Below are 13,455 nucleotides of genomic sequence, written 5' to 3' on the forward strand. Positions count from 1 at the left end.
ATTAAAAATTAGCCATAAAGCCTATCTAGGGCCTATTATGAAACAGCAAGTAATAATAGGCAACTGTAGAATGGTGGATCATAATTTTAGCCTTATCCTTCGTATAATCAAAACGTTCGTAATATGCCGCGTCTGCAGGATAAAGTATGATCTGACGCCCCGTACGTACATATTCGTTGCTACCCGCAAAATGCGGAATGACAAAATCAGGATAATATTTTTTTATCTGCTTGCCGGTAAATTTACCTAAATACCGCTGATAGCGATCCACAGCCTTTTCTGAAGGCTTCGTAATTTTTTTGTACAAGGAATTAAAAAAAAGACGCTTAAAAAAACCTTGCTTTTTCAGGGCCACTTGCAAAGCCGGAACGGGGTTTACATCGGGTAAATCCTCAACCGTTTGAACAGTAAAGGGCGTTTGCGGAACCCAGTCTTCGGTATTTACCACATGATATGACCAGCCATCAGCCATCAGTTGCTCATAATCGTAGGCAAAATAAAGGTTTCCAGGTTTTGGACTTGCCGAGGTATAGGTCTTAAACCGTATGTCTGCAGGTAGGGTTCCCATACGCTGCTGCTGCTTTAAATATGCACTTAGAATATAACTTATGCCCCCACCCTGGCTATGCCCCGTTATAATAAACTGCTTTAGACCTGCCTTATAACAAGAATCTATTTTGGGAAGTATATCCAGCAGCAGGAAAGCAGCACTAAAAACGTAACCCGCATGTACTGATGCCTTTTTATGGTTGGCCAGTTTATAGGAAAAATTAAAATCCTTGTCGATCTGCAAGTTACCCTCAGCCGGAATTTGTGCCGCAAACAGGTTGGCCAGCCAGCTTTGCCCTTCTGATGTAGAGCCACGTATGCCAATAACGGCGACACTATCGCCCATTTGCCATAACTGCCATTGGTTTACAAGACCTATTTCTTTACTCTTATATAACAAACGTGATCGTTCGGGTTGTGGGATAAGGCTGCGCATACGTGGAGCCTCAGAAAATTGAGCATTGATACGTAACATTTCCGCAAACTCCTCTTTATCGTAGCCGGGTTGTAACCCTTGTGCATATAGCATACCCGATAAACAAAACCCCCATACAAAGAGTACAATTTTTAGCATAGCATAAAATTAATAAAAGAATGAATACACCTGGTATCTACCAAAGTCTTTAACAAAACAAAGCTAAACGAATTAGGTTTTACAAAACGAAAAAACATAGGAACCCATAGACAAAGAAAAAGGCTGTCAAAGACAGCCCTTCCATTCCTATACAACTTACTTCCATCCGCCTCCAAGCCCTTTATAAACTTGTATAACCGCATCAAACTGATTCTTTTTCATATCCAGGAGATCAAGCTTCGCATCCAGGGCGTCACGTTGTGTCGTTAATACTTCCAGATACTCGGCTTTATTATTTATAAACAATTCCTTAGAAATAGCAATGGAATGATTTAAAATATCCACCTGCTTGGTTTGTTTCTCCACCCCTTTTTCAAGATTTGAAATATTTGACATCTGATTAGATACCTCGAGGTATGCATTTAAAACCACCTGCTCATAGTTGTACAACGCCTGTAATTGTCGAGCCGAAGCGGTATTAAACTCCGCTTTTATGGCGCCACGATTGATTAAAGGAGCAAACATATCGCCCGCTAAACTGTACAACATCGATTCCGGCATTTTCAATAGGTAAGAGGGCTTAAAAGCTTGAAGCCCCAAAGCTGCGGATATATCCAGTGAAGGATAAAACTCGGCACGTGCCACTTTAACATCCAGACTAGCCGCTTTCAGATCTAACTCCGCAGCCTGAATATCTGGCCTATTGTGTAATATCTGTGCGGGAATTCCCGTTTTCACCTGTGTTGGTAAATCCGATAGCAAGGCACCTTTATTACGTTCAATCTTCTGTGGGTAACGCCCCAATAAGAAGTTAATCTTATTTTCCATCTCCGTTGTTTCCTGCAATAGGTTATAAGCCACCGCTTGTGTTTTCAGGAGCTCCGCGGTAAACTTCTGTACAGCAAGCTCATTTACGCGCCCTACTGCACGTTGTGCCTTAACAACCTCCAGCGCCTGCTCCTGCAGGGCGATGGTATTCTGCACAATTTCTACCTGGTTATCCAGTGTAATTAAAGCGTAGTACGAGGACGCTATTTCTGCTATTAAATTACTAAGCACAAAGTTTTTACCCTCCACAGAGGCTAAATATCGGCTTGCCGCAGCATCTTCAGCGTTATGCAGCTTGCGCCAGATATCCAGCTCCCAGGACGCTGTTGCAGCCAACGAGAAATCCCCTAAAGGATCCGGAACGGCATGCCCAGGACGAATTTCGGTACTGGCATCCCCGGCACCTTGACTGGTATATCGACCAACCTTCTCTACCCCAGCACCAGCGCGGATGCCCACAGTTGGCGCCAAGAAACTTTTCCGAAAGGCCACATCATTTTTGGCAATCTCGATCTCCTGTAAGGTTATCTTTAACTCCTTATTACGCTGTATAGCGGTATCGATTAATACCCTTAAATGAGGGTCACTAAAAAATTGACGCCATGGAATATTTGCCCATGTTGTAGTATCTGCAGGTTCCCCATCGAAAACCTGCGGAATAGGGACATCAGGCTTTTGCGTTGTCAATGCCGGCACTTTACAAGCCACCATGGATAAACTTACGAAAAGCACTACTGCCCAAGTACGATTTTTATTTCTAGCCATTATTATCAATTTCTTCGGTTAATGGATTTTCTTCTTCATCTTTTATCAACTGTCTTTTGCTGGCAATAAGACCAAAAATATAGTACAAGCCTGGAATAATTAACACCCCGATTACGGTACCAAAAATCATCCCTCCTGTAGCGGCAGTACCAATGGTGCGGTTGCCCAAGGCACCCGGGCCTGTAGCAAACATTAGCGGCAGTAACCCCGCGATAAAGGCAAAAGAAGTCATTAAAATAGGTCTAAAACGCACGCGTGCACCTTCTAATGCAGCCTCCAATATGCTGGCACCGTCTTTATGCTTTTGCACCGCAAACTCCACAATCAATACGGCATTTTTGCCGAGTAAACCTATCAGCATAACCAAGGCTATCTGTGCATAGATATTATTTTCAAGGCCAAAGAGTTTAAGTAATAAAAAGGCACCAAAAATACCAATCGGTAGGGATAATAATACCGCAAACGGAAGAACAAAACTTTCGTATTGCGCCGCTAACACGAGGTATACAAAGCCCAAACATATTAAGAATATATAAGCCGCCTGATTTCCACGCCCAACCTCGTCTTTAGAAATACCAGCCCAATCAATGCCATAACCACGTGGCAACGTTTTGGCCGCCACCTCTGTGATAACCTTAATAGCCTCACCCGAGCTATATCCCGGAGCAGCAGAACCCGATATTTGGGAAGAGTTGAACATATTATGACGGGTATTTTCGGAAAGACCATACACCTTATCCATACGCATAAATGCCGAGAATGGAACCATTTCATCTTTATCATTTTTGACATACAGCTTTAAGATATCCTCAGGCAGGGCTCTATACTGCGGCAAGGCCTGCACCATAACTTTATACTGCCTACCAAACTTGATAAAGTTGGTTTCATAATTTGAGCCCACCAATGTAGACAGGGTATTCATGGCGTTATCAATGGTAACGCCCTTCTGTTGGGCGATATCATTGTCGATATTCAACATATACTGCGGAAAACTCGCGCTATAAAAAGAAAATACCGACGACAACTCCGGGCGTTTATTTAAAGCCGCGACAAAGTCTTTACTCACCTTTTCCATACGTTGGTTATCGTTGTTTCCCTCTTTATCCAAGAGACGCAATTCAAAACCACCTGCAGCACCGTACCCCGGTACAGCTGGAGGTTGGAAAAACTCGATGGTAGCGCCTGGAATTTCTTTGGCTTTTTCCTCCAGCTCCCCGATAATCTGAATGGCGTTTTGCTTACGCTCTGACCAATCCTTTAAATTGATCAAACAGGTTCCGGTATTTGCCGAGGTACCCTCGGTCAATATCTCATAACCAGCAATAGAAGAAACCGACTGTACACCATCAATATCCTCCGAAATTTTTTGCAGCTTACCCGCAATTTCGTTGGTACGCTCTAACGAAGAACCCGGAGGGGTTTGGATAATCGCATAGATCATCCCCTGGTCTTCATTGGGTATAAAACCTGTAGGCAGGCTGTTGTTCATAAAATAAGCACCCACCGTGAAAGCTATAATTATCAGGAAGGTTAATGCTCTTTTGTTAACGACCATAGCCAGAACCTTTTGGTACATGCCCAGCTGGCCTTCGAAGAAAGCATTAAACTTAGCAATAAACCGATCGATTACCGATTTCTGACGTGCTTTACCATGATTGTTCTTTAATAGTATGGCACATAAAGCCGGTGTTAAGGTCAAGGCCACTACACCCGAAAGAATAATCGCTGTAGCCATGGTTATAGAAAACTGCCGGTAAAAGATACCTACAGGTCCACTCATAAAGGCAACGGGAATAAATACCGAAGCCATTAAAAAGGTAATCGCAATAATAGCACCTGCAATTTCGTGTATCGCCTTCTGTGTAGCCTTCAATACGGATAGATGCTCCTCCTCCATCTTCGCGTGTACCGCCTCGACGACGACAATAGCATCATCCACAACAATACCTATGGCTAAAACCAGTGCAAAAAGGGTGATTAAATTTATCGTAATACCAAAAAACTGCATAAATAAGAACGTACCAATCAAAGATACCGGCACCGCCAATGTAGGCACTAAGGTAGAACGCCAGTCGCCCAAGAACAGGAACACAACGATACCCACCAAAATAAAGGCTTCTACCAAGGTATGCACCACCTTTTCCATGGATGCGTCTAAGAAACGCGATACATCATAACTGATTTCGTATTTCATCCCTTTAGGAAAGGAAGGCGCTAATTCTTCCATTTTAGCCTTAACATCATGGATAACCTGGCTGGCATTACTACCATAAGATTGCTTTAAGGTTATCGCTGCCGAAGGTTTTCCATTTAAGGTGGAGTACAAATCGTATAAGGCGCTACCAAACTCAATATCAGCCACATCTTTAAGGCGCAACAGTTCGCCATTTGGATTAGCACGGAGCACAATATTTTCGTATCCTTCTTTGGTCGTAAAACGTCCAGGATATTTCAAGACATAGTTAAACGCCTGCGAGCGTTTGCCCGATGCCTCCCCAGTTTTTCCTGGCGAAGCCTCCAAGCTCTGATTCCCTAAAGCGGTCATGACTTCATCGGCAGAAATTTTATACGCCAACATACGATCCGGTTTCAACCATATCCGCATCGCGTATTCCCGGTTCCCTAAAATATTAGCGGCACCTACCCCATCCACACGTCTTAATTCAGACAGCACATTTAAATCGGTAAAGTTGTATAAGAAGTTACCATCCATGGTGCTGTCTTCACTGTACATATTGATATACATCAACATATTCGACTCTTCACGGGTTACTTTTACCCCTTCACGCACCACAATAGGCGGAAGCTTATTCACGACAGAAGCCACCCTATTCTGCACATTCAGGGATGCCTGGTTCGGATCTGTACCCAGGTTAAAAACCACCTGTACAGAGGCTTCCCCATCATTACCAGCACTGGAAGCCATGTACTTCATGCCCGGAACACCATTTAAGGCACGTTCTAACGGAATAACGACCGCTTTAATTAATAACTCCCCATTCGCTCCCGGGTATTCTGCCGTAATATTTACCTTGGGTGGCGATATCGATGGAAACTGTGTTACCGGTAAGGATACAATACCAATTACCCCAAGGAAAACTATGACCAAGGATATAACGATAGACAATACCGGTCTTTGTATAAATTTGCTAAACATAATTTGTTATCTCTTAAATAGCCACTATTCTGTTTTTAAACGTAGGTTTGAGATGGCGTCCTTACCTGATGTCAATTTGGTTTTAATTGTATCATCATCCCGAACCTTCTGTACGCCATCCAGCACAATAACATCAGCCGTTGTCAAGCCAGACGCTACCACATATAAATCAGGAAGCTCGGCAGCGATGGTAATACTCCTGGATTTTACAACCCCATTTTTATCGACTACAAAAACATATTTCTTATCCTGCAACTCGTAAGTTGATTTTTGTGGAATAATAATAGCATTCGTAAAAGGAATTCGCATCTGCACCTTTCCTGTCTGTCCGTTTCTCAGCAAGCCATCCGGATTAGGGAACTTCGCACGGAAGGCGATATTTCCAGTTTCGTTATCAAACTCACCTTCAATTAATTCCACATGCCCTGTAACCGGTAAAGGCTGGTTATTGGCTAACAGTAAGTTTACCGCGTCTGCTCCACGTGAAGCTTTGTTGGTTTGATAATCCAAATATTCGCGCTCGGAGACATTGAAATATACCTGCATATTACTGTTATCAGATAAGTTGGTAAGCAAAGCACCCTCATCCACTAAACTTCCTAAGCGCAGCGGAATCCGGTCGATCACACCCGCAAAGGGAGCCCGTATTTCCGTGAAGCTCAGGTGTGCTTGTGCAATTTCTTGGGCGGCTTTCGCTTGATTATACTTTGCACGGGCCATTTTAACTTCATTTGCCGCTACAATATTTTTTGCAGCCAAGGTTTCGGCATTTTGTAATTCTATGGCAGCCATATCTGTTTCCGCCTTTGCTTTATCGAATTCCCCTTGATAAATATTCGACATAATACGGAACAGCACTTGGCCTTTATTAACATGTTGACCTTCGTCAACATATATCTGCTGTAAGTACCCCTTCTCTTGTGCTCGAATCTCGATGTTCTTCAGGGAACGGATTTGAGAAACAAACTCCTTGGTAAAAGTTGTATCCATTTGCACCGGATTTGTAACCGTGAAAGTTTCCTCCACAGCTTTCTCCTCCTGCTTTTGTGAACAAGAACCATAAAACAACACGGTACTTAATAAAATAAGGGCATTGATTTTCATAAAAAATATAATGTATGTTAATTAGATTGAATCTATTAAAGAACAGATGAAATGCTAGGAAATAGCAAAACATAACGTAGGAAGCGAGGTTTACAGCCTAAAACCGTAACCCTTTCCAAGGCGAGAAAAATGTAAGGTATTAAATACGTATATCCCTTAGGGTAAGGAATCTATAATGAGCAGGAAGCGCTAAATAGGCGCAAAAAGGAAGCTTGCGCTTAAAAAAGCTAAAAAATTGAAACAATAGAACCGCATACAAGGCTACGAAAAAATAGCTTGGCATAGGCAAGGCTTTTTTCACTAAAGCAGAAAGGCTGAAACTATCTGTATCGCCTTCGTAGAAAACACTGCTGTTTAGGCTTTCCCCTTTATGGGAAGCTGTCCAAAGCTTCTGAAGTTTATAACGCGGAACCTTAATGGATGAACTGGCGGAACTAAGATTTACAGGGGCTTCCGTCTTACCAATCAGTAAGACTAGCGTCGGAACAAATAATGTCCAGATCAGGAGCAGCCCATATAATAGTTTCTTGTTCATTTTCGGGTCAAAAATAAGCGTAGGTATGAATTATTAAGGATGTTTAACATTTTTTAACAGTACTAAATATGTCATAATTTCCATAAACTGAAAATTCGCCTGTACATGATGGGGTATTACACTACTGCCGGTCCTTCTTATCGGCCTGCTGCAGCAATTTTACAAGGCTTGTAAACCCGCGTTGCTGGGCATGCTGTAGGGCAGTAATATGTTGAGCGTCGGGAATATTTGGATCTGCGCCAGCCTGTAATAAGGTGTTAACAATCTCGGTATGGATCTCGCCTCCAGTGCCCAATACCACGGCTTCCATCAGCGCCGTCCAGCCTAAGCGATTTACATGGTTTATCGGAAAGCCCTTTATCGTGCACAACAAGCGCACCACATCGATATGCCCCTTTTCTGCTGCCGGAATAAGGCCCGTTCCGCCGTAGCGGTTAAAAACATCAAATCGAGCCCCATGGTTTAGAAATAACTGCACCAGCTCCAGATAGCCCGAAGCAGCGGCATATAAAAATGGGCTATTTTGAATATCGTCCTGTAAATTAGGGTCCGCTCCCGCTTGAATCAAGAAAGTCGCCATCTCCGTATTATTCTTGTACGTAGCCATCATTAACAAAGTCTGATCTTTGCTGTTGCGTAAGTTTACATTCTTGCCATCCACATGTGCCTGAATAAAAGGTAAGTCCCCTTTTTCCACTGCGGCAATAATTTCATTTTTCATCTGCTCTTGTTTACCTTGTGCGCTGCACGATACCATAAACAACATATAAAATACCATGCCACAAATGCGCCTAGTAACGTTTCCATGTTTCATACCTTAAATATACGTATTCCTAGAGCAATGCTACACAGGTAAAAGGAGTGAAAATGACTTTGAAATTAAAATTAATCCTATATTTTTGGTAAGATATTATGAAATATATTATAAAAAGAATGATGCAGCTATTACTTGCCATACTTATACTCTTGGTTATTGGAACCCTGCTGTATATGCAACACGACCGCTTTGGTGGAACGGCAACCGGCAACCGCCTGGCTAAAATGCAAGGTATGCCTAATTTCAAAGATGGGGTCTTCGAAAACTTGGAGCATACACCCGCAATTACCGAGGGCACACCCTACAGCAAGCTATTGGCATCCTTATTCTTCGGCAAAGATGCACGCCTGCGTCCAGACAAACCTTTGCCCGTTGTGCAAACCGACCTCAGGAAGCTGCCCGTAGATAGCAACCTGTACCTATGGTTTGGCCATTCGTCGTACCTCCTACAAATCGATGGTAAAAAGATAGTTGTAGACCCGGTGTTTAGTACCTATGCGTCTCCTGTACGTTATGCTGTACGTGCTTTCGACATGACTTACGAATATAAAGCTGCGGATCTGCCGGATATTGATATCCTGGTCATTACACACGACCATTGGGATCATCTGGACTACAATACCTTTATGGAAATTAAAGACCGGGTAAAACACATCGTTACCGGCCTAGGAGTTGGCGCTCATCTTGAAAAATGGGGGTATCCTGCCGATCAGATTACCGAACTTTACTGGGATGAATCGGCAGAAGTCGACGGCCTAAAATTTACAGCAGCACCGGGACGCCATTTTTCGGGTAGAACATTTAAAAGAAATACCACACTCTGGTCGGCATTTATACTACAGAGCACACAGCAGAAAATATTTATCGGCGGCGATAGCGGTTATGGTACACATTTTAAAACCATAGGGGAAAAGTATGGCCCTTTTGATTATGCGATTTTGGAAAACGGACAGTATGATGCGATGTGGAAGTATATCCATATGCAACCCGAGGAGGTACTAACAGCGGCACAGGATCTTAAGGCCCACTATACAGTACCCGTACATTCGTCCAAGTTTCCACTGGCCAATCACCCCTGGGACGAGCCTCTAATCCGTATCAGCAAAGCAGCACAGGTACAGGATATGCCTCTTGTAACCCCAAAAATCGGTCAGGTGGTATCGTTACATCACTACCAAAAATTTGGAGAATGGTGGAAAGAATAATTATAAGCCACAAACCAAAGCGGCATAATGATTGTTTCTAAATAATAATATTCGGATTAACGTATAATTTTAAAAATTACCCTTTGAAAACACTCCTTAAAATATTGATCCCTGTAGTAGTACTTATCGGTATTGGTTGGTTTTTATTCCTGAAATTCAAACCCCAAACCCAGGTATTCAGCAGCCACCAAACCCTACTAGAAAAAATTGAAGCTATGGGTAAATTACAATTAGTAAAATATCAATTTAGCGATATAGTAGAGCATAAAAATGTAACCACATTTCTGCCAGATGCCTCTGTACTACTTATCGTAAAGGCTGAGGCTGTGGGGTGTGTAGACCTGGGTAAACTAAAGGCTGCGGACGTTCAGGTAATACAAGATTCAGCAGCAATTGTACTACCAAGTGCAGAGGTATGTTATGTAAAAATTGACCATAGCAACTCTAAGGTATACGACACCAAAATGGCATTTTTTAGGGAGGCACAATTGGTCGATGAGGCCTTTAAAAGCGCCGAAAAACAGATTTATAAAGAAGTACAGCAGTCTGATATTTTAAAGCAAACCGAAGCCAATGCAGTACATGTTTTGAAACCCTTACTGGAAGGCTTGGGTTTTAAAAAATTCAGCTTAACTTTTAAGTAATGGCGAGCCTTCAGGCCCTAGCCTAGAAACCTAGCCTATGCCCCACGCTACTGTGGCGCATAGGCTACCCCAATAATAAAAATCCACATATTTCTACAGTTCCGCCTTTAATGGTATTATTTTTGACGCCCAATTGATTTAGTTAACTTCAATTTATTAAAACTTATCAATGAGACTTAAAACCCTACTTTTTGGATTATTTATTGCAGGCGCTACACACAGTTATGCACAAGATACGACAGCACCTGCAAGCGACAAAAAATGGACCATAAAAGGTGAAAACACCTTTTTAATTAATCAGAGTTCCTTTTCAAACTGGGCTGCCGGAGGTATAAACTCCTTTGCTGGAAACTTAGCTTTAAACTATGATTTCAATTATAAAAATGACAATTGGAGCTGGGATAATAAAACCATCTTTGCGTATGGTAAAACCTTTCAGAAAGCTACACAGTGGCGAAAAAATGATGACCGTTTAATATTGAATAGTTTACTGGGGTATAAAGCGAGCGAACATTGGTTGTATACCTTCTATATGAACTTCAATACCCAGTTTACGGATGGCTTCGAATATAAAACAGACAATACGCTAGGGAATAATGGCAAAGCTATCTCCCGCTTCTTTGCGCCGGCATACCTCACCTTCGGTCCCGGTTTTGCCTACAAGAAATCCGATAACTTTAGAATAAATATTTCGCCAGTAGCGGCGCGCTTTGTCATGGTAGAAGATAAAGCCCTACGTACCCGGTACGGCGTAGATGAAAACAAGTTTTCACGCAACGAATTTGGTGCTTCATTAGATGCCTACTACAAAGTAGATTTAATGAATAATGTATCCTTCGAAAATATACTAAAACTATACTCCAATTATTTAGATAAACCTAAAAATGTGGATGTAGACTACACGGCAAACTTATTTATGAAGGTAAACGAGTTTATCTCCGTAAATGCTGGTGTACAATTGGTGTATGATGATAATGTAGATGTACCAAAATCTAATGGTACCATAGGTAAGGGGCTGCAGGTACGCCAAATTTTCGGTGCCGGCATAACCTATAAATTTTAATAGCAACCATTAATTTTAAACAAAAAAAGAAGGTGTACAAAATATACACCTTCTTTTTTTGTTTTAAAATTATTTTTTAGCAACCAAAGAAACCTTAAAGTTGATTTCTTTCGAGATTAAATCATCTTTTTTACCTTCGTAAGAAATACCCCAATCCTCTCGAGCAATATTAAAGTCTGCATTCACTTTAACTTCAGTATCCGTTTTATCCGTTACAGTAGCATCAAACGTAATATTTTTAGAAACTCCTTTAATGGTTAAGTTACCTGAAACCACAACAGCATCAGGCGTAGCACCAGCTTTTATTTCGGTAATTGCGAAACTAGCCTCTGGATTTTTCTCTACAGCGAAGAAATCATCCGCTTTCAAGTGTCCATCTAATTTCTCTTTGTACTCGCCTTCTAAATCTGTGGTATTAATGCTATGCATATCAAGCACAAAATTTCCACCAGTGATCTCCCCATTATCCACATTTAAGGAACCCGATTTTATCTGTATTGTACCCTCATGTTTCCCCGTAACTTTCGTTCCAGTCCACACAATTTTAGAAGCAGCAGCATCAACGGTAAAAGCAACACCCTTAGCCTCCTCCTGTACATGTTCAATAGAATCTTTGGTTTCGGCTTTTTTACCTTCAGGATTACCAGCACACGAAGCTAACAACATAGTCGCTACGGCTGAGAATAAAACGATTTTTTTCATTTTTTAGTATAATGTATGTTTAAACTTAAATTCTGATGTAAAAATAAAATTGCGCTGCTAAAAAAAAACTATTTTATAATAACTTAACACTAAAAAGACAAAACTATTAATGTCCTAAAGGCTGTGCTTCCACCCTTTTAATATCCGCTCCAAGCGCCTTCAAACGTTTTTCAATATCCTGATACCCCCGTTCGATTTGCTCGATATTATAAATTGTAGATTTTCCTTGTGCAGATAATGCAGCAATCAATAAAGAAACCCCAGCACGGATATCCGGCGACGACATGGGTATGCCTCTTAATTTCGTTTGTTTATTTAAGCCGATTACCGTAGCTCTGTGCGGATCACATAAAATAATCTGCGCGCCCATATCGATTAATTTATCGACAAAGAATAAACGGCTTTCAAACATCTTCTGGTGAATCAATACATTCCCTTTTGCCTGTATTGCCGTTACCAAAACGATACTCAATAAGTCGGGCGTAAACCCAGGCCATGGCGCATCAGAGATGGTTAAAATAGAGCCATCAATAAAAGTATCAATCTCATAAGATGCCTGTGCAGGGATAAAAATATCATCCCCCCGAAGTTCCATTTTTATGCCCAAACGCTGAAATACCGAAGGGATAATACCCAACTCCTTATAACAAACATCCTTAATAGTAATTTCAGAACCCGTAATTGCGGCAAGACCAATAAACGATCCAATCTCAATCATATCCGGCAGCATGCGGTGCGTGGTTCCACCCAAGCGCTCTACCCCTTCAATAGTTAATAAATTGGAACCTATACCCGAAATTTTGGCACCCATACGGTTTAACATCTTACACAACTGTTGCAAATACGGCTCGCAAGCGGCATTATACAGCGTAGTTGTCCCTTTTGCCAGAACAGCCGCCATCACCACATTCGCGGTACCCGTAACCGAAGCCTCGTCCAGTAATATATAAGCACCCTGTAAGGCCGTAGCATCAACGTTAAAAAAATTATTTTCAGTATCGTAAACAAACTTAGCGCCCAATTTTTCAAAGCCTAGGAAGTGAGTATCCAAGCGGCGGCGACCAATTTTATCACCTCCAGGTTTCGGAATTGCAGCTTTACCAAAACGCGCTAAAAGCGGCCCTACAATCATAATAGACCCCCTTAAGCTACCGCCCTTTTGTTTAAATTCATCCGAAGTAAAATAATCGATATTGATATCTTTCGCTTCAAACTCGTAGGTATCTTTATTTAGCTGCGTAACCTTAACACCTAAAGATGCTAAAAGGTCGATTAGTTTATTTACATCTTTAATATCAGGAATATTGCTTATCGTCATCTTCTCTTCGGTCAATAACACCGCAGATAAGATTTGTAAGGCTTCATTTTTGGCACCTTGTGGAATAATTTCGCCTTTTAAAGGTTTGCCACCTACAATTTCAAATGCATTCATATACTAGATTTCTCTTCAAATTATTATTCTAAAAATAAAATAAGTAACTAATAGAAACATTAGTTACTTAAAATCTTACA

General features: G+C 41.5%; 11 protein-coding genes. 3 read left to right on the forward strand and 8 right to left on the reverse strand.

The window, feature by feature from the left end; translation table 11 throughout:
* Positions 1–25: 25 nt before the first annotated feature.
* From ACL9RF_RS11920 to ACL9RF_RS11945, 6 genes are all read right to left on the reverse strand, one after another.
* Positions 26–1,123 carry a lipase family protein gene (locus tag ACL9RF_RS11920; protein ID WP_422800863.1) on the reverse strand — a complete coding sequence of 366 codons (1,098 nt, stop codon included), beginning with the start codon at positions 1,121–1,123 and terminating at the stop codon, positions 26–28.
* A 156-nt stretch (positions 1,124–1,279) separates the two neighbouring features.
* Complete coding sequence (locus ACL9RF_RS11925) at positions 1,280–2,716, reverse strand: TolC family protein (protein WP_422800864.1); 1,437 nt, start codon at positions 2,714–2,716, stop codon at positions 1,280–1,282.
* Positions 2,709–5,873, reverse strand: a complete 3,165-nt coding sequence (locus ACL9RF_RS11930) for an efflux RND transporter permease subunit (RefSeq protein WP_422800865.1) — start codon at positions 5,871–5,873, stop codon at positions 2,709–2,711. The genes ACL9RF_RS11925 and ACL9RF_RS11930 overlap by 8 nt, the downstream gene beginning before the upstream one ends.
* Before the next feature lie 24 nt (positions 5,874–5,897).
* Entirely contained in the window at positions 5,898–6,977 is a 1,080-nt protein-coding gene (locus ACL9RF_RS11935; protein ID WP_422800866.1) for an efflux RND transporter periplasmic adaptor subunit, read from the reverse strand.
* A 139-nt stretch (positions 6,978–7,116) separates the two neighbouring features.
* Complete coding sequence (locus ACL9RF_RS11940; protein ID WP_422800867.1) at positions 7,117–7,512, reverse strand: hypothetical protein; 396 nt, start codon at positions 7,510–7,512, stop codon at positions 7,117–7,119.
* Positions 7,513–7,633: 121 nt separating this feature from the next.
* Entirely contained in the window at positions 7,634–8,326 is a 693-nt protein-coding gene (locus ACL9RF_RS11945) for an ankyrin repeat domain-containing protein (protein WP_422800868.1), read from the reverse strand.
* A 98-nt stretch (positions 8,327–8,424) separates the two neighbouring features.
* Here ACL9RF_RS11945 and ACL9RF_RS11950 point away from each other — a divergent pair, with 98 nt between their 5' ends.
* The 3 genes from ACL9RF_RS11950 to ACL9RF_RS11960 all read left to right on the forward strand — a co-directional run bounded on the left by ACL9RF_RS11950 (position 8,425) and on the right by ACL9RF_RS11960 (position 11,241).
* Entirely contained in the window at positions 8,425–9,534 is a 1,110-nt protein-coding gene (locus ACL9RF_RS11950) for an MBL fold metallo-hydrolase (RefSeq protein WP_422800869.1), read from the forward strand.
* A gap of 83 nt (positions 9,535–9,617) precedes the next feature.
* Entirely contained in the window at positions 9,618–10,178 is a 561-nt protein-coding gene (locus tag ACL9RF_RS11955) for a DUF4230 domain-containing protein (protein WP_422800870.1), read from the forward strand.
* A 169-nt stretch (positions 10,179–10,347) separates the two neighbouring features.
* Positions 10,348–11,241 carry a DUF3078 domain-containing protein gene (locus tag ACL9RF_RS11960; RefSeq protein ID WP_422800871.1) on the forward strand — a complete coding sequence of 298 codons (894 nt, stop codon included), beginning with the start codon at positions 10,348–10,350 and terminating at the stop codon, positions 11,239–11,241.
* 69 nt (positions 11,242–11,310) lie between these two features.
* Here ACL9RF_RS11960 and ACL9RF_RS11965 read toward each other — a convergent pair whose 3' ends face one another.
* Positions 11,311–11,943, reverse strand: coding sequence for a YceI family protein (locus tag ACL9RF_RS11965; RefSeq protein WP_422800872.1), 633 nt, complete (start codon positions 11,941–11,943; stop codon positions 11,311–11,313).
* Between the two features lie 106 nt (positions 11,944–12,049).
* The gene (murA, locus tag ACL9RF_RS11970) at positions 12,050–13,375 is read right to left on the reverse strand and encodes a UDP-N-acetylglucosamine 1-carboxyvinyltransferase (protein ID WP_422800873.1); all 1,326 of its coding nucleotides are present in this window, start codon (positions 13,373–13,375) and stop codon (positions 12,050–12,052) included.
* Positions 13,376–13,455 lie beyond the last annotated feature (80 nt).

It is taken from the genome of Sphingobacterium sp. Mn56C, from assembly GCF_049319645.1.
GTDB lineage: Bacteria > Bacteroidota > Bacteroidia > Sphingobacteriales > Sphingobacteriaceae > Sphingobacterium.

What these genes read in the sequence shown, in the direction of transcription:
- ACL9RF_RS11965 (WP_422800872.1), bottom strand. Translation starts at nt 11,943, where the DNA reads ATGAAAAAAATCGTTTTATTCTCAGCCGTAGCGACTATGTTGTTAGCT.
- murA (WP_422800873.1), bottom strand. Translation starts at nt 13,375, where the DNA reads ATGAATGCATTTGAAATTGTAGGTGGCAAACCTTTAAAAGGCGAAATT.
- ACL9RF_RS11945 (WP_422800868.1), bottom strand. Translation starts at nt 8,326, where the DNA reads ATGAAACATGGAAACGTTACTAGGCGCATTTGTGGCATGGTATTTTAT.
- ACL9RF_RS11930 (WP_422800865.1), bottom strand. Translation starts at nt 5,873, where the DNA reads ATGTTTAGCAAATTTATACAAAGACCGGTATTGTCTATCGTTATATCC.
- ACL9RF_RS11925 (WP_422800864.1), bottom strand. Translation starts at nt 2,716, where the DNA reads ATGGCTAGAAATAAAAATCGTACTTGGGCAGTAGTGCTTTTCGTAAGT.
- ACL9RF_RS11940 (WP_422800867.1), bottom strand. Translation starts at nt 7,512, where the DNA reads ATGAACAAGAAACTATTATATGGGCTGCTCCTGATCTGGACATTATTT.
- ACL9RF_RS11935 (WP_422800866.1), bottom strand. Translation starts at nt 6,977, where the DNA reads ATGAAAATCAATGCCCTTATTTTATTAAGTACCGTGTTGTTTTATGGT.
- ACL9RF_RS11950 (WP_422800869.1), top strand. Translation starts at nt 8,425, where the DNA reads ATGAAATATATTATAAAAAGAATGATGCAGCTATTACTTGCCATACTT.
- ACL9RF_RS11920 (WP_422800863.1), bottom strand. Translation starts at nt 1,123, where the DNA reads ATGCTAAAAATTGTACTCTTTGTATGGGGGTTTTGTTTATCGGGTATG.
- ACL9RF_RS11960 (WP_422800871.1), top strand. Translation starts at nt 10,348, where the DNA reads ATGAGACTTAAAACCCTACTTTTTGGATTATTTATTGCAGGCGCTACA.